The sequence below is a fragment of the Mesorhizobium sp. CO1-1-8 genome, assembly GCF_020164875.1.
GTDB lineage: Bacteria > Pseudomonadota > Alphaproteobacteria > Rhizobiales > Rhizobiaceae > Mesorhizobium.
Genome location: NZ_JAIUGZ010000012.1, coordinates 53,687 through 66,577, shown reverse-complemented (window position 1 = coordinate 66,577; position 12,891 = coordinate 53,687). Strand labels below are relative to the sequence as shown.

Sequence of the window (12,891 nt, the reverse complement as noted above, 5' to 3'; positions counted from 1 at the left end):
CAGCCGCGTCGACGTTGGCCGATTCAATCGACACTCTATTCGATGAGGATGTGGGCTTCACGCGCGGCCTCGACGAGTGCCGCCCTGGCGATGTCGGGGGCGACATCGCCGCTCGTTGCCCGCCGGCAGGCGCGCAGCGCGGACTGATGCTTTGGGCTGCCTGCGTCACGCCAATGTGTGGTGAGCAAATCAATGGCCTGCTGTGTATTGGACAGATGGTGGATGGAACCGGTGACGCCGACCGAAACCGCCACAGGTTTGGAGAACCATGCCGTTTGCATTGGAACCACCTCGATTGGGCTGAAGCGATAAACGCTTATGGCCGCTCAAGGTTTCGTCGATGCCAATCAATCCGCGTGAGAGTTGCCGATACCCCCAAGGGCATTGGGCGGCCCCACTTTGTCCGCGCGGCTCACATGTTCGAGGCGACGTCGCGGGTGGGCGGTTTTTTGGGTTTGTGGGCGGCACGTTGCCGCATCGCCTGGTGGGCGGGGCGGGATTTGACAGTGTTCAAGGTGGCGGGCGCCTTGCGGCGCTTGAGCCAACTGGCTGACAGTTCGGCAAGGAGACTGCGCAAGCCTTCCACGACGTCCTCCACTTGTAAGGGCGACAAGGTAATTTTCGTCGCCCCAACTTGTTCCACCGGAAATCATTCCGCGAAAAATAAAGTTCTTGCTGGCGAAAAGCGGTCGGGCATCACCTGCCGATATAGGCGGCCAGTTCGTCCGGCGTCCCGTTCGGGAAGGCCTGTTTCAGAAAGTCCAGGAACGCCGACACGCGCGCGCTGAGAAGCCGCCGGGAGGGGTAGAGCGTCCACAGAGCGATCTCCGGGCCATCGATGTCGCCCCAATTCACCAGCGTGCCGTCAGCCAGATCGTGGCTCACCAGGGAAATCGGGAGACGTCCAACACCGACGCCGGCTCGCACCGCATCCCGCACCATGATCAGCGTCGACAGAGCGAGGACAGGCTCGACCGCAATCGTCGACTGGCCATCTTGGGTCTTCACGCGCCATGTTTGCCGTTCGTCTGTGCCGCGCGCAACGCCAGGAGCGGTCCGTCCCCCGGTCGGGCGCGGAAGGTCCGGGCTCGCCACAACGACCAGGCGGTCGCGGAGAAACGCCCGTCCGATCAAGCTTTCGTCGGGATTCGGATTGACCCGGATCACCAGGTCGTAACCTTCCTCGATCATGTCGACAGACCGGTCCTCCGTCGTGACCTCAAGCCTCACTTCGGGATGTTTGAGGGTAAATCCCGCGGCGATCCTCCCCATCGCGGTCTGAGAAAAATGTATAGGTGCGCTGATCCGCAGTCTGCCCTTGGGTCTCTGGCCGCCCGAGGCGATCTCCGCAGCCGTCTCGTCCAGCTCGGCGAGCAAGCTCCCCGTCCGCTCGAAGAGTGCGCGCCCTTCCTCGGTGAGCTTCAGGTTGCGCGCACCCCGTTCAAACAGGCGCAGGTCAAGGCTGCTCTCCAAGTCTCCAACCCGCCGGGACAGCGTTGCCTTGGGCCTGCCGGTGGCTCTTGCCGCTTTGCCGAAACCGCCATGGCGGGCAACGAGGTTGAAATCGGTGAGGGCCAGAAGATCCATGAGTGTTCCACCAGTGAGACGGTACGTCTAAAATTTCGGCCTGTTTGAATGTTTGTGAGCCACACATATTGGGCCTGTCAAGCAACCCAACAGGAGAAATTCCATGACCATCCTCGTTACCGGCGCCACAGGCAATGTTGGCCGCCAGGTCGTCGAGCACCTCGTCAAGCGCGGCGCCGATGTCCGTGCTCTCATCCGCGACCCGTCGAAAGCAAGCTTCCCGGCGGGCGTATCGGTCGCGCAAGGCGACTTCCTCGATGTCGATTCGCTGCGCAAAGCCATGTCCGGTGTTTCCACCCTGTTCCTCTTGAACGCGGTGGTGCCGGACGAATTCACCCAGGCTTTGGTCGCCCTGAACGTCGCCCGATCAGCGGGCATCGAGCGGATTGTCTATCTCTCGGTCATCCATGCCGACGTCTATGTGAACGTGCCGCATTTCGCCGGCAAGTTCGGCGTCGAGCGAATGATCGAGCAGATGGGTTTCCAGGCCACGATCCTGCGCCCAGCCTACTTCATCCAGAACGACCTGATGATCGAAGACGTGATCACCGGCTACGGCACCTATACAATGCCGATCGGCGCCAAGGGTCTCGCCATGATCGATGTGCGTGATATCGCCGAAATCGCCGCTCTCGAACTCCTGCGCCGGGAACGATCCGCGGAGCCGCTTGCGCCGGAGCGGATCAATCTCGTCGGTCCGCAGACACTGACCGGGACGGATATCGCGGCCATCTGGTCCGACGTGCTTGCCCGCCCGATCAGCTACGGCGGCGACAACACCGAAGGTTTCGAGCAGAATCTCAAGCAGTTCCTGCCTGCCTGGATGGCGTACGACATGCGCCTGATGGGCGAGCGGTTCCTGACCGACGGGATGCTGCCCGAGGCCGGCGACGTCGAGCGCCTGACCGCGCTTCTGGGCCGCCCGCTGCGTCCCTATCGCGACTTCGCCTCACAAATCGCCGGCTCCGCCTGACGGAACAGCTCTGGTCGTCACCAAGGTACGAAACAGCAGGGCGGCCTTTTTGGGGAGGCCCCCTGACCGGGGCGGGACAGATGCGCGTTCAGCCGGAACTGCCCTACTGCAGGGTGGCCGGACCAGGCCTGTCGAGTTGGGCGATCACGTGCTCGCCATCGGCGCCACCGAGCCCGTCCACGAACAGACCAGCTACGCCGTCGAAATTGGTGAGCCCGTCGAATTCAATTGCGGCGCCAATCAGCTGGGCTGCTTGGAAGACTAGGTATTCGACGTCCTCGAGGGCGACGTTTTCGGCCAGATTCCGGACCCTTACATGCTCCGCCACCGCCGTGATGCTGACGATCCCGTTCTTCCTGAAGGCGATCTGGACCGCTGAACGGACATCATTGCGCAGTCGCGCCGAGTAATCATACCGCATCGAAACCTCCCAAAGGGAACGGCTTTCTGTTCAGAACGCACAATGCGGCAGAGGCTTCGCCTTGGCAAGTCACGAATTAAATAATATCCAAATAAATCAAACAGTTAGCATAGTTACGCAAGTGTGTGCCCTACGCCGAATACCTATCAAGCTCATGATGAGCATGAGAGGCGGTTCACCCATAGCGAGGTCTTGACGCGCTAGGAGCGGTTTCCTAATTATGAGGTGAGTGAGTTGAATACTCATTCGATGTATTCGTGGTCGTAGGCGAGGGAAGCGCGATGACTGAACTGGAACGCCCGGAACGGTTGCAGATCATGCTGACGTCAGACGAACTGGCGGCGCTGGAAAACTGGCGCTTCGACAAGCGCATGCCGAGCCGTTCGGCCGCCGTGAGGGAATTGCTGCGGCGCGGTCTTGCCTCGGACGGCTTCCTGACGGCGGAGCAAGGGACCAAGTCGCAAGACTTCGGCATCCTGCCAACCGCCGGCGGCAACAGCATTTCCGACGGCGGCGAGGAGTAGAGCGGTTCACTGCGCGTGAGCCGCTCGCAGCCGGTCGGCAGTTGCCGCGACACGGCGCCGGCTGACGTAGCGGGACGGGAACTCTCGGTTCAGAGGATGTTGGTCGTCACTTCGACGACGATCGCGGCACCTTCCAGGCTGCCGTTTGTGACGTGCACGACGCGCGATACCCGCAAATCCTGCGTGGTTCCATCGATCGACAGCGCAACGCTTTCGCCGATCCGGGGAACCGCCTGGAAAACGGCGTCCGTGGCCTCCGGCCGGTTGTCGATCGATATACGGCAATTGACGGTCATGAGATGTCTCCTGTGTCGGCCCGGTGGTCAACGCCGGGTCCGCGAAATGGTTTCAGGAGGCCGGATGCAACTTAATGGCGCCCGAATCCGTAAAGCAGTAATTGCTCCATTGTTCATCGTAGCGGAGCAATAGGGCTCGCTGGGGGAGGGCGTTGGGGCTGCCCCGAGCTTGATCCGCTTTGCCGAGGGCGCGCTGCGTTACCGAGGTATGGGGACGAGTTTCGGGGTCCGCAATTCCCCGGCCATCCTTGCCGCCTGGAAAATTGTCATCAAAACCAGGATTGGCTCGCCCTCGGTCGGGTTGATGGTCAGGACGACGCGGCCAAGCTCGTCGCTCATGCCGCAAGACCAGTCCTTGACGGCTATCACCTTTCTCGCGGCCATATGCCGTTCTCCTGAACGGGAGGTTTCTGCGGGCTACGCCGTCTGGAGTTGGTCGACAGCACCTTCGCCTGACATCGCAACCAGCCGAAATGCGGCAAACGCGGCCAGGATTATGAAAACCGCCGTGACGTTCAGGGACATCGTCGACGCAAGGACGCCCCCGTCAAAGCAACTCAGTTCCATGGCGCTGCACCTTCAAGCCCCTTGCGGCCTGGATGATGATCCTGTTTCGGGCGAAATACAAGCGGGCGCTAATGCGATGAAGCCGGCTGGCCATTCTGCGCGCAGCTTCGAACAAGCGAGCGCTTGGTTGCTTGCTGGTTCCCGCTCATGGGCTCGAACCACGATTCACGCCTTCAAAGGGCGCTGTCCTACCATTAGACGAAGCGGGAAAGGCAAGTTGCGTATCACCCCTAGCCGGTTCGCGCGCCGGGATCAACGCACTGCGACGGCAAAGCCGACCGGGGGCGCGATATCAGTCCGGAAAGTTGGTGACAGGTTCCTCACAGCGGTAGACCGGGCAACTGCGGTCACGGGTCGGGACATAGGCCGACATCGGCACCTCCGGCCAGTCGCATTCGTTGCCGAACTGCCTGACATAGCGGTCATATGTGTTGGGGCCGGTGGTCAGCACCACGGCATGGTGACTTTGGAGCAATTGCCGGAGTTGGTCGCAACTCATCGTGCGGGTATCGGGCCTGGCTTCGGCGAGGCCGGTCGCGGCCAGCAGGATCGCTGCCGTCATCAAGGCAATTCGGCGCATCGGCATGGCTATTTCCTCGAATGGATGTACTGGCCGAAACTCGCATCCCGGCGGGTGGTTCCGCAACCGCCGGCTGGCCATCTGTGGCGGCGCAACCAAATGGTCCGTCGTGCATTGCTGGGGATGGACGGCAGGAAGCCTTACGAAACCCCGCAATGGCGGCCCGGAAACGGGGATCGCGAGGCCATGTGCTGTTCCTTCTGCGGCGGGCGCGACCACAGCTATGAGGACTGTCCGCAAAGGGATGCCGACGCCGATCCGGCACCGAATGCCCCTGACCCTCCCAAACCAGACTGATCGGCACCGGTGTGCCGCACCGCGATATTCCCTGCGGCCCACCGGCATTCGCACATCTGATCGATGTCCTGATTTTTCAACGCCGTGCGGCTACATCCTGACCTTGCCGGTGTCACCGATTTCCGGGCGGCTGTCGCTGACCGCTGCCGCCAGCATCTTCACATAGCTGACCACGGTTCCGGGACTATCCCAATACTGGGCATCTTTCGGCGTCACTGTAAGGACGCGGATCGAAGGGTCATCGGCACTGTCCCACCAGGCCTTGGCCGGGGTCGACCACAGCTCCCTGATCTTGGCGCGGTCGTTCGAAACCGCCGCCAGACCGCTGACGGAAACATATTTCTGGCCGCCTGAATCGGCGAAGGCGAGACCGACATTGGGCTCGGCTTCGATCTCGTCGTCCTTGTGACTGTCGACATCGGTGAGGAAGTAGATGGCGTTTTCGTCGCGGACCACATGCGCCGCCATCGGTCGCGAGCGGATGTCATCGCCTTCGCGGGTGGCCAGCATACAGAAACCTATCCTGTCCATCAGCTTCCAGACCCGGTCGAGATCGCTGTTGCCGTCGCTCATTGTATGTCTCCTTATTGAGCCGTCTTATTGAGCCGTCCATGGGGTGTCGGGTGCAACTCGCGCAAGCGCGCAAGGTTCCGGCGGTGAACTGCCCGGAAACTCTCCTGGGAGGAATGTTGGAGGCGAATTGCAACCAAAACGCACCGCGGCGCATTGGGGGCCATGCGCGCACTGCGCGTGTGAGGGAGAAGGGGTCGACAGTGACAGATTTGGCGGGCCTTGATGCCTTAATCGCCATCACCGCCGATGCGCGGCTGGCGGCAATTGTCGATTCATCCTTTGACGCCATCGTCAGCAAGGATCTGAACAGCATCATCACCAGTTGGAACGCGGCCGCGCAACGCATGTTCGGCTACACCGCCGAAGAGGCCGTCGGCCGGTCCGTGCTCATGCTCATCCCCGATCATCTCAAAGACGAAGAGACCGACATCATCAGCCGGGTTCGCAGAGGCGAACTGCTGGCCAGCTATGAGACGATCCGCCGGCGCAAGGATGGCGGCCTCATCGCCGTGTCGCTGACCATTTCGCCGATCAGGAATGCGTCCGGCGATATCATCGGCGCCTCGAAGATCGCCCGCGACATCACCGCCAGCAAGGAGAGCGAGCGCCGGATCAGGCTTTTGCTCCGCGAGGTGAACCATCGCGTCAAGAACCAGTTCGCGGTGATCCTTTCGATGATCAGGGAGACCAGCAAACGCTCGACCGATCCGCGCGAGTTCGAGGAAATGATCCGTTCCCGCATCATGGCGCTGTCGCGGTCGCACGATCTGTTGGTGAACTCGGAATGGGCCGGGGCCAGCCTCTTCGACCTCGCCCAGGAGCAGCTCAAGCCGTTCGGCCACGAGGCGCGGGTATCGCTCTCCGGACCGCTTTTGACCCTGCAGCCGAACGCCGTGCAGAATCTCGGCATGGCATTTCATGAGCTCGGCACCAACTCGTCCAAATATGGCGCGCTGGCGAGCGAGGTCGGGCGGCTCGAGATCACCTGGCGGATCGTCGAAGGCGTTTCGGACAAGCGGCAAATCCATCTGCTCTGGGACGAGACGATGCCAGTGCGTGAGGGGGAGCGGCGGGACGAAACCACGCGCAAGGGCTTCGGCACCGTCGTCCTGCAACGGGTCGCGCCGCAATCGCTGAACGGTTCGGCTGTGCTGGACCGCAGCCCGGGCCATCTCAGCTGGTCGCTGACGGCGCCGCTGGATTCGATCATCGTTCCGCAGCTCGGCACCGACCTGCCTGAAACCGGGCCTTCCTGAGCCCTTGAGGGTCGTTCCGTCAACACCCCGACGTTTTCCAAAACGGCCGCATCCTTGCCGCATCTGGCTGTGAATTCAGGAACCGTGACCCGGCGGCCGCGTTGTGGCGTCAGGCTTTCGGAGGGGACATCATGGAACAGCTCGTCGAGGAATTCGGCCATTCGACCTACACCTCGTTTCCGGTCATTGCGGCGCGGCTGTTGCTGGCGACGCTCTACGGCGCGATCATCGGTTTCGAACGCGAATGGCGCAACCGCCCGGCCGGGCTTCGCACGCACATTCTCGTCTGCGTGGCAGCCGCCACCTTCGGCATCCTGACGATCGAGATCGTGCATGCACCGATGTTCGCGCGGGAAGCCGTCAAGGTCGATCCGATCCGGGTGGTCGAGGCGGTGACCGCCGGCGTCGCTTTCCTCGCAGCCGGCTCGATCATGTTTTCGCGCGGCGAGGTGCATGGGCTGACGACCGGCGCCGGCATGTGGCTGGCGGGCGCGATCGGCGTCGCCTGCGGACTGGGTCTTTGGCAGGTGGCCGGGTTCGGCACGCTGATCGTGCTGGTCGTTGCCGGCTTTCTGCACCGGTTCGGACGCGGACCTGGCCTTGCCGCCGGTGATGAAGGCAGTCAGGCAAAGGCAGAGAAAGAGGCGGCTTCGGCGCCATCAGGGAGAGGGCGAAGGTAATTCCGATCGCCGGGAGATGCCGTGACTGGTTTCACCGAAGAAGCCGGCCAGCAGATCGGCCGTCCGCGCCGGGTTCTCCTCGGGAAAGAAGTGTCCGCCCGGCATCGCCTGGCCCCGCACATCGTCGGCCCAGCCGCGCCACAGCGCCAGCGGCCCGCCTTCGCCGGCATACCAATCCGCCAACGCGCCCTGACCGCTCCATAGCGCCAGCAGCGGGCAGCGGATGCGCCGGCCGACAGCCTTGTCCGAACGGTCGTGCTCGCGGTCTAGCGTGGCTGCCGCCCGATATTCCTCGCAGATGGCATGGGCGTGGGCAGGCGTGCGCAAGGCCTCGATATAGGCCTGACGCACTTCGGCTGGAAACGCCGAGGGCGACGAGCCCCAGCCGTTGAGCGCATTGTCGACGATCGCCTCGGCGGCGCCGGACAGGATCTTTTCCGGCAGTGGCTCGGGCTGCGCCAGCAGCGACCATGGCCAATAGCCCAGCGCCAGCCTGGCGTCGGCCCGTTCCCAGGCATCGATGGTTGGCACGATGTCGAGAACGGCGAGCCTGGCGATACTGTCGGGATGGTCGAGCGCCATGCGGTAGGCGACACGCCCGCCGCGATCATGGCCGGCGACCATGAAGCTGCTGAAACCCAGCTTCTCCATCATCCTCACCAAATCGTCCGCCATGGCGCGCTTGGCATAGGGTGCGTGGTCCGGAGCGGACGCCGGACAGGAACTGCCGCGCAAATCGGCGCAGACGACGCTGAACCGGCTGACCAGAGCGGGCGCGATGTCGCGCCACATCAGATGTGTCTGCGGAAAGCCGTGCAGCAATAGCAATGGCGGCCCGCCGCCGTCACGCAGGCAGAATATGCCGGCATCGCCGGTGTCGATTTCCGCGCCTTGAAAACCTTCGAACATGATGGCCTCCGGCACGCGCAACGGCCGGCAAACGGGTTTGGTTGCAATGCCGCCCGGCGAGGCGGCCAACCTTTTTCATCGACAGGCGTTGTCCCTGTGAAGGGAAGGTCGCCGCAGGCGACCCGTGGAACGAAAGAAGGAGGCAGCGATGAGAACTCTCGCCATCATTTCATTCGGCCTTATGCTGGCGCTGGCAGTGCCCGCCGCGGCCCAGCAGCAGAACGACAGCCAGGCGCCGCAGCCCGACAAATGCAGGGCTCAGACCGAGCAAGGGGCCAAACAGCAGCCTGGACAGCAGGCCGATAACGACAATTTGACCGCGAAGCTCAACGACTGCGGCGGCGTGCTCAAGCCGCCCCCGACGGGCGACCAGGGTATGGCGGCGCCGGCCCCCGACGAAGGCAAGACGCCGGTGATCAAGCCGGGTGACGTGCCGCCTCAGCCGCCGAAACAATAAAAGCCGGTCCGCTGGTATTATCGCGCAAGCTAATGGAACCTCGTTTTCTCGGGAGCGTTTCTCTCACGACTTGAATTTGGAGAGATTATCGTGAGAGATATTGCGACCACGGCCACGTTGCTTGCCTCGATTGCCATTGTGATTGCCTTGATTCTGCTGGCTCCGAAGAGTTTTGGCTTCGAAACTTCTCACCCGGTCGTACAGGGCGAGCTACCGGCGGAATAATCGGATCGATTGTTCGGAATCAGGACCGATTTGCACGAAGCAGGCGAGGCACGATGCCCCGCCTGCTTCTTTTGATGGAACCGCTATCGAACCAAGACGCCGGCGTGGCTGCAGAGCGCTGCGAAGGCTTCCTGTGCCTCGGCAGCACCTGCCTTGGTTTCCAGGGCGGCTTCGACCTTCTCGCGCGCCGCCTGGTAGAACGGGCCGCGCTTGGCCTGCGGCCAGTCGATCAGGATTTCGCTGGCATCCTTGAGCGTGGCGACGTCGCGGATCGTGTCCGACCCATGCGGCTTGATCCGCATCGGTGTGGGCAAAATGAGCTCGGACATGTCCTGTTTTCCAATTACTGGAGGAGTTTCGCTTCGCGCGCGGCGTCGATCATCGCCCGCATCGCTTTTTCCGCCGGCGTCCAGCCGTCCAGCGCATCGCGGCAGCTGCGCAACGCCGCCCGGTAGCGCCGTCCCTGGCCAGCCGGCCAGTCGCCGAGGCATTCCAGGCCTTCCCAGGCGCTGCGGATGATGCGCTCGCGCTCAGGCGCGAATTTCAGCCTGATGGGGCGGGGAAACATCTTGTCGTTCAACGGTCGTCTCCATGATTGCCGCAAGTCGCCGGGCGAGATGCGTGAGAGGCACCCGGTAACGTCGGCGGCAGGGCAGGGTTCCCTTGCCCAAAGATCAAATCTCAGCGTCGATGTCCGACAGCGATCTCGGTGTCGGCGCTTCGGCGTTGTGGGCCGCTGGGCGGTCATGCTCGAACTGTTCGGTGCCGGGCAGAGGGTGCAGCCAGGTCTCGCGCCTGGAGGTCCACAATTCATATTCGGGCACGAGATCGGTCGGCGCGATGTCGAGGCTGCCGATCGCCACCTCGGCCTCGTTGTCGTCGACCCAGGCGACGCGGCCGCCGCATGTCGGGCAAAAGCTGCGCGTGCCATAGGAGCTGACGAGGCCGGTGGTCTCGAAGGCCTCGCGCGGCCAGATGGCAAAGGCCGAATAGACCGAACCACCGGCCTTGCGGCAATCCTTGCAATGGCACAGGCCGACGCGCAGCGGCGCGCCGCTGACCTGGAACTGCACGCCGCCGCACAGGCAGCTGCCGGTCCTGCGTATGGTGTCGGACATGACGACCTCCCTCAATGCGTGGCGCTGCGGGCCGGGTGGGACAGATGCTCGTCTGCCGTTTCGTTGGCCAGGATGAGAAACCGGGAAAAAGACATCCTGTTCACCGTACCACCAGGCCCGGTTGACGCGGCCCGCAGCGTCTTCAACGCCGCCCGCGCGAAATGGTTTCGGCCCTAAAGCGTCCCGCGTCCGAACGAATGCGGACGACCCGCTTCATGCGTGTCGTTTCGTTCTCCCAAACCGGGATCCACTTTCGGGCGGCTAGCCGCGGGCTGCCATATGGGCGTCGAGCTTCTTGCGCGAGGGGCCGTAGCGCTTGATGATGGTCTGTGCCTCGCTTGGCGGGATGCCGTATTTGCGGGCAAAGGCGGCAACCTCGTAGGGCTCTTCGCTCGAGACCTGCTTGCGGTCCTGTTTCGTCTTCGACTTGTCGTCAGCCATCTCAGGCCTCGCTTTCTGTTGTCGGGCAAACGCGCAAAACCTTCGGCGCGCCCGCGATCAGCACGACATAACACAGATCGGCGCCGCCGGGTTCCACCAGGCGACATGGCCAGGCCTGCAAACGGCCTGTCAGGCCGATGGCCGCATGGGGTCGGCGTCGGCAGCGTGGTCGCCGTCACATTCGGAGCATGCCGCGCTCCGGCCGGGGCAGCCGCGCCGGTGGGTGCCGGCAGGGCAGCAATGGCCGTTGGAACTCGTCCAGCGCGGACATTGGAAGACCTGGCCAGCGCCGCCGCAGCCGCTGCATTCCAGCGTCGCCGACCGCACGCCATGCGATATCGCCCCAAACCTGACGCTTGTTCGCAAATTCAGCCCGCCCAAAATCGTTGCAGCGGCACACAGCTGCATCAGCCCCGGCTAACAATATCACTTCCGTGATTACCAACAAGTTTCAATCGCGCGATGCGCCGGAAAGCCGGTCGGGCCGGCGCGTCGTCAGGCCGGCTCAGCCGCATCGCGGCGAGATACATGAGCGCCGAGGCGGCCTGCCCGCGGTCCCACCCGGCGGCCTCGACCTTGCGGAGCAGGGCGTCGAGATGCGGAGCCAGCATATCCCTGCATTCCTGTTCGGAGGCGGTGCTCATCGCCGGATGCTGCGGTGCGCCGATGGTCAATGCCTTGGCCATGTCCGTTTCCCCCTTTGAAGCCTCCTTCGACCCGCGGCGAGCGCCCTGTCGAGAAAAATTGGCCTGGTGTGTCGGAACTGGCGCCCGTCGCGCGTCCTAGGGGCGAGCAACCTGCAAAGCTGGAGAACGAGCATGTCGTCGCAAATCATTCAATCGCCGTGGCAGACCGCGGCCCTTCTCATCGCCCGGCTGATCTTCGCCGGCGTCTTCCTGATGGCCGTGACCTTCAAATTCATGGGCATGGCGGCCACCGCCGGCTATATCGCCGCCGCCGGCTTTCCGTTTCCGCTGTTCCTGGCCTGGTGCGCGGCGATCCTGGAAGTCGCGCTGGTGCTGTGCTTCCTGACCGGCGCCTTCTTCACCCAGGCGGCCCTGGTTGCCGCCGCCTATGTGCTGTTCCTCGGTTTTGCCTTCCATGGACCCAGCCACTGGGCCGGCAACCAGGCCGAGTTCGGCTTCTTCGTCGACCATTTCTCGTTCATGGCAGGATTGCTGTTCGCGGCGGTGCATGGACCGGGCAAGGTGCTTTCGCTCAATTTGGGATGGCCGGGCAGGGCCTGAGGCGAGGCCGGCCGGCCACCGCGAAGGGCGCCCGCCGGCCCGCCGGCACCCTCACAGCTGGTCGTTGTAGGGTTCCTTCACCTTGCCGACCATCCGGGCCAGTTTTGAAAAGGAAGGCATGTCGGCCTCCGGCTGGCACTGGTTGGCGAGTTCCAGCAGCCGTATCGGAAAGTTGACGGCATCGCGGCTGGACGCCGACATGCCTTCGGATCGCTCCTCGCTGGTTTCGCTGGCCTCGGCCTTGCGCAAGGCGATGTCGATCTCCTCGGCCGTCAGTATGCCTTTTCGAACCAGGACATGGTTGATCGATGCGACGGCCATGAGCAGGCCTTCGAGTTGCAGGTTGGCGACGTTCATGGCGTTTTTTCCCTCCATTGATCGCAGTTGAAACGCGCCAGCGGCGTTTCCGATCCGGAAGGCGCGCGGAAGCGGCCTATTCCTGCGTCAGGCGCTCGCCATATTCGCGCCACAGCACCTTCACCTCCAAGCTGCCAAGGCGCGTGACCGAAGGATCGCCGCAGCTGATGGCGACGGCGCTGATGTCGTATTGGGGGTGAGCGTTGGCGACGAAACGGATGGCTTCGCCCAGCGAACGCACACGGATGACTGGATCGGCCTGACCCTGGCCGGTGCTGCGCACGCCGGAAACCGTGGCCGGTGCATGCCGCATCCTGAACACGGATGCCATGGCTGGTCTGTCCATCGTCCTCTCCCACAAGGCCGTGCGACGGGAAATCATT

General features: G+C 63.2%; 22 protein-coding genes and 1 tRNA gene. 6 read left to right on the top strand and 17 right to left on the bottom strand.

From position 1 onward, the window contains the following. Nucleotides 1-35: 35 nt before the first annotated feature. From LB558_RS22555 to LB558_RS22545, 3 genes are all read right to left on the bottom strand, one after another. A complete protein-coding gene (locus LB558_RS22555) occupies nucleotides 36-281 on the bottom strand; it encodes a DUF982 domain-containing protein (RefSeq protein WP_127255581.1) in 246 nt (81 codons plus the stop codon). Between the two features lie 131 nt (nucleotides 282-412). Then, nucleotides 413-586, bottom strand: coding sequence for a hypothetical protein (locus LB558_RS22550; RefSeq protein WP_224699558.1), 174 nt, complete (start codon nucleotides 584-586; stop codon nucleotides 413-415). 110 nt (nucleotides 587-696) lie between these two features. After that, entirely contained in the window at nucleotides 697-1,587 is an 891-nt protein-coding gene (locus tag LB558_RS22545; RefSeq protein ID WP_224699557.1) for a LysR family transcriptional regulator, read from the bottom strand. A gap of 103 nt (nucleotides 1,588-1,690) precedes the next feature. Here LB558_RS22545 and LB558_RS22540 point away from each other — a divergent pair, with 103 nt between their 5' ends. Then, a complete protein-coding gene (locus LB558_RS22540; RefSeq protein ID WP_224699556.1) occupies nucleotides 1,691-2,560 on the top strand; it encodes an SDR family oxidoreductase in 870 nt (289 codons plus the stop codon). A 103-nt stretch (nucleotides 2,561-2,663) separates the two neighbouring features. On the opposite strand, the gene LB558_RS22535 is transcribed toward LB558_RS22540, so the two are convergent. Then, on the bottom strand, nucleotides 2,664-2,981 hold the full coding sequence (locus LB558_RS22535) for a hypothetical protein (protein WP_224699555.1): 318 nt from the start codon (nucleotides 2,979-2,981) through the stop codon (nucleotides 2,664-2,666). Nucleotides 2,982-3,262: 281 nt separating this feature from the next. Here LB558_RS22535 and LB558_RS22530 point away from each other — a divergent pair, with 281 nt between their 5' ends. Further along, the gene (locus LB558_RS22530; RefSeq protein WP_224699554.1) at nucleotides 3,263-3,505 is read left to right on the top strand and encodes a hypothetical protein; all 243 of its coding nucleotides are present in this window, start codon (nucleotides 3,263-3,265) and stop codon (nucleotides 3,503-3,505) included. An 89-nt stretch (nucleotides 3,506-3,594) separates the two neighbouring features. On the opposite strand, the gene LB558_RS22525 is transcribed toward LB558_RS22530, so the two are convergent. The 5 genes from LB558_RS22525 to LB558_RS22505 form a co-directional block, all read right to left on the bottom strand. Beyond that, nucleotides 3,595-3,801, bottom strand: a complete 207-nt coding sequence (locus LB558_RS22525) for a hypothetical protein (RefSeq protein WP_013530768.1) — start codon at nucleotides 3,799-3,801, stop codon at nucleotides 3,595-3,597. Between the two features lie 198 nt (nucleotides 3,802-3,999). Next, nucleotides 4,000-4,185 carry a hypothetical protein gene (locus LB558_RS22520; RefSeq protein WP_224699553.1) on the bottom strand — a complete coding sequence of 62 codons (186 nt, stop codon included), beginning with the start codon at nucleotides 4,183-4,185 and terminating at the stop codon, nucleotides 4,000-4,002. 318 nt (nucleotides 4,186-4,503) lie between these two features. After that, a tRNA-Gln gene (locus LB558_RS22515) sits at nucleotides 4,504-4,577 on the bottom strand. 83 nt (nucleotides 4,578-4,660) lie between these two features. Beyond that, the gene (locus LB558_RS22510) at nucleotides 4,661-4,954 is read right to left on the bottom strand and encodes a hypothetical protein (RefSeq protein ID WP_224699552.1); all 294 of its coding nucleotides are present in this window, start codon (nucleotides 4,952-4,954) and stop codon (nucleotides 4,661-4,663) included. Between the two features lie 381 nt (nucleotides 4,955-5,335). Continuing rightward, nucleotides 5,336-5,818 carry a pyridoxamine 5'-phosphate oxidase family protein gene (locus LB558_RS22505; RefSeq protein WP_224699551.1) on the bottom strand — a complete coding sequence of 161 codons (483 nt, stop codon included), beginning with the start codon at nucleotides 5,816-5,818 and terminating at the stop codon, nucleotides 5,336-5,338. 200 nt (nucleotides 5,819-6,018) lie between these two features. On the opposite strand from LB558_RS22505, the gene LB558_RS22500 reads away from it, so the two are divergent. Together LB558_RS22500 and LB558_RS22495 are read left to right on the top strand one after the other, a co-directional pair. Continuing rightward, nucleotides 6,019-7,074: a sensor histidine kinase gene (locus LB558_RS22500; RefSeq protein WP_224699550.1), complete on the top strand. Its 1,056-nt coding sequence runs from the start codon at nucleotides 6,019-6,021 to the stop codon at nucleotides 7,072-7,074. A gap of 131 nt (nucleotides 7,075-7,205) precedes the next feature. Further along, a complete protein-coding gene (locus tag LB558_RS22495; RefSeq protein WP_224699549.1) occupies nucleotides 7,206-7,754 on the top strand; it encodes an MgtC/SapB family protein in 549 nt (182 codons plus the stop codon). Here LB558_RS22495 and LB558_RS22490 read toward each other — a convergent pair. Continuing rightward, the gene (locus tag LB558_RS22490; RefSeq protein WP_224699548.1) at nucleotides 7,734-8,663 is read right to left on the bottom strand and encodes an alpha/beta fold hydrolase; all 930 of its coding nucleotides are present in this window, start codon (nucleotides 8,661-8,663) and stop codon (nucleotides 7,734-7,736) included. The two genes, LB558_RS22495 and LB558_RS22490, sit on opposite strands and share 21 nt — an antisense overlap. A 148-nt stretch (nucleotides 8,664-8,811) precedes the next feature. Here LB558_RS22490 and LB558_RS22485 point away from each other — a divergent pair, with 148 nt between their 5' ends. Beyond that, the gene (locus LB558_RS22485; protein ID WP_224699547.1) at nucleotides 8,812-9,120 is read left to right on the top strand and encodes a hypothetical protein; all 309 of its coding nucleotides are present in this window, start codon (nucleotides 8,812-8,814) and stop codon (nucleotides 9,118-9,120) included. Between the two features lie 308 nt (nucleotides 9,121-9,428). Here the strand turns inward: LB558_RS22485 and LB558_RS22480 are convergent, their stop codons facing one another. The 5 genes from LB558_RS22480 to LB558_RS22460 form a co-directional block, all read right to left on the bottom strand. Beyond that, nucleotides 9,429-9,674, bottom strand: coding sequence for a DUF982 domain-containing protein (locus LB558_RS22480; RefSeq protein ID WP_224699546.1), 246 nt, complete (start codon nucleotides 9,672-9,674; stop codon nucleotides 9,429-9,431). 14 nt (nucleotides 9,675-9,688) lie between these two features. Further along, nucleotides 9,689-9,925 (bottom strand): DUF982 domain-containing protein, encoded by a 237-nt coding sequence (locus tag LB558_RS22475; RefSeq protein ID WP_023813818.1) that lies wholly within the window; start codon nucleotides 9,923-9,925, stop codon nucleotides 9,689-9,691. A gap of 94 nt (nucleotides 9,926-10,019) precedes the next feature. Then, on the bottom strand, nucleotides 10,020-10,463 hold the full coding sequence (locus LB558_RS22470; protein ID WP_224699545.1) for a GFA family protein: 444 nt from the start codon (nucleotides 10,461-10,463) through the stop codon (nucleotides 10,020-10,022). 261 nt (nucleotides 10,464-10,724) lie between these two features. Beyond that, a complete protein-coding gene (locus tag LB558_RS22465) occupies nucleotides 10,725-10,904 on the bottom strand; it encodes a DUF3606 domain-containing protein (protein ID WP_023813816.1) in 180 nt (59 codons plus the stop codon). A gap of 407 nt (nucleotides 10,905-11,311) precedes the next feature. Then, nucleotides 11,312-11,590 carry a hypothetical protein gene (locus LB558_RS22460; RefSeq protein WP_224699544.1) on the bottom strand — a complete coding sequence of 93 codons (279 nt, stop codon included), beginning with the start codon at nucleotides 11,588-11,590 and terminating at the stop codon, nucleotides 11,312-11,314. Nucleotides 11,591-11,722: 132 nt separating this feature from the next. On the opposite strand from LB558_RS22460, the gene LB558_RS22455 reads away from it, so the two are divergent. Then, the gene (locus LB558_RS22455; protein ID WP_224699543.1) at nucleotides 11,723-12,151 is read left to right on the top strand and encodes a DoxX family protein; all 429 of its coding nucleotides are present in this window, start codon (nucleotides 11,723-11,725) and stop codon (nucleotides 12,149-12,151) included. Between the two features lie 51 nt (nucleotides 12,152-12,202). On the opposite strand, the gene LB558_RS22450 is transcribed toward LB558_RS22455, so the two are convergent. Together LB558_RS22450 and LB558_RS22445 are read right to left on the bottom strand one after the other, a co-directional pair. Then, nucleotides 12,203-12,508, bottom strand: coding sequence for a hypothetical protein (locus tag LB558_RS22450; RefSeq protein ID WP_224699542.1), 306 nt, complete (start codon nucleotides 12,506-12,508; stop codon nucleotides 12,203-12,205). A gap of 76 nt (nucleotides 12,509-12,584) precedes the next feature. Next, the gene (locus LB558_RS22445) at nucleotides 12,585-12,854 is read right to left on the bottom strand and encodes a hypothetical protein (RefSeq protein ID WP_224699541.1); all 270 of its coding nucleotides are present in this window, start codon (nucleotides 12,852-12,854) and stop codon (nucleotides 12,585-12,587) included. Nucleotides 12,855-12,891: the final 37 nt, after the last annotated feature.

Coding starts and splice junctions, on each gene's coding strand:
- LB558_RS22555 (WP_127255581.1), bottom strand. CDS start 281: ATGCAAACGGCATGGTTCTCCAAACCTGTGGCGGTTTCGGTCGGCGTC.
- LB558_RS22545 (WP_224699557.1), bottom strand. CDS start 1,587: ATGGATCTTCTGGCCCTCACCGATTTCAACCTCGTTGCCCGCCATGGC.
- LB558_RS22540 (WP_224699556.1), top strand. CDS start 1,691: ATGACCATCCTCGTTACCGGCGCCACAGGCAATGTTGGCCGCCAGGTC.
- LB558_RS22535 (WP_224699555.1), bottom strand. CDS start 2,981: ATGCGGTATGATTACTCGGCGCGACTGCGCAATGATGTCCGTTCAGCG.
- LB558_RS22530 (WP_224699554.1), top strand. CDS start 3,263: ATGACTGAACTGGAACGCCCGGAACGGTTGCAGATCATGCTGACGTCA.
- LB558_RS22525 (WP_013530768.1), bottom strand. CDS start 3,801: ATGACCGTCAATTGCCGTATATCGATCGACAACCGGCCGGAGGCCACG.
- LB558_RS22520 (WP_224699553.1), bottom strand. CDS start 4,185: ATGGCCGCGAGAAAGGTGATAGCCGTCAAGGACTGGTCTTGCGGCATG.
- LB558_RS22510 (WP_224699552.1), bottom strand. CDS start 4,954: ATGCCGATGCGCCGAATTGCCTTGATGACGGCAGCGATCCTGCTGGCC.
- LB558_RS22505 (WP_224699551.1), bottom strand. CDS start 5,818: ATGAGCGACGGCAACAGCGATCTCGACCGGGTCTGGAAGCTGATGGAC.
- LB558_RS22495 (WP_224699549.1), top strand. CDS start 7,206: ATGGAACAGCTCGTCGAGGAATTCGGCCATTCGACCTACACCTCGTTT.
- LB558_RS22490 (WP_224699548.1), bottom strand. CDS start 8,663: ATGTTCGAAGGTTTTCAAGGCGCGGAAATCGACACCGGCGATGCCGGC.
- LB558_RS22485 (WP_224699547.1), top strand. CDS start 8,812: ATGAGAACTCTCGCCATCATTTCATTCGGCCTTATGCTGGCGCTGGCA.
- LB558_RS22480 (WP_224699546.1), bottom strand. CDS start 9,674: ATGTCCGAGCTCATTTTGCCCACACCGATGCGGATCAAGCCGCATGGG.
- LB558_RS22470 (WP_224699545.1), bottom strand. CDS start 10,463: ATGTCCGACACCATACGCAGGACCGGCAGCTGCCTGTGCGGCGGCGTG.
- LB558_RS22465 (WP_023813816.1), bottom strand. CDS start 10,904: ATGGCTGACGACAAGTCGAAGACGAAACAGGACCGCAAGCAGGTCTCG.
- LB558_RS22460 (WP_224699544.1), bottom strand. CDS start 11,590: ATGGCCAAGGCATTGACCATCGGCGCACCGCAGCATCCGGCGATGAGC.
- LB558_RS22455 (WP_224699543.1), top strand. CDS start 11,723: ATGTCGTCGCAAATCATTCAATCGCCGTGGCAGACCGCGGCCCTTCTC.
- LB558_RS22450 (WP_224699542.1), bottom strand. CDS start 12,508: ATGAACGTCGCCAACCTGCAACTCGAAGGCCTGCTCATGGCCGTCGCA.
- LB558_RS22445 (WP_224699541.1), bottom strand. CDS start 12,854: ATGGACAGACCAGCCATGGCATCCGTGTTCAGGATGCGGCATGCACCG.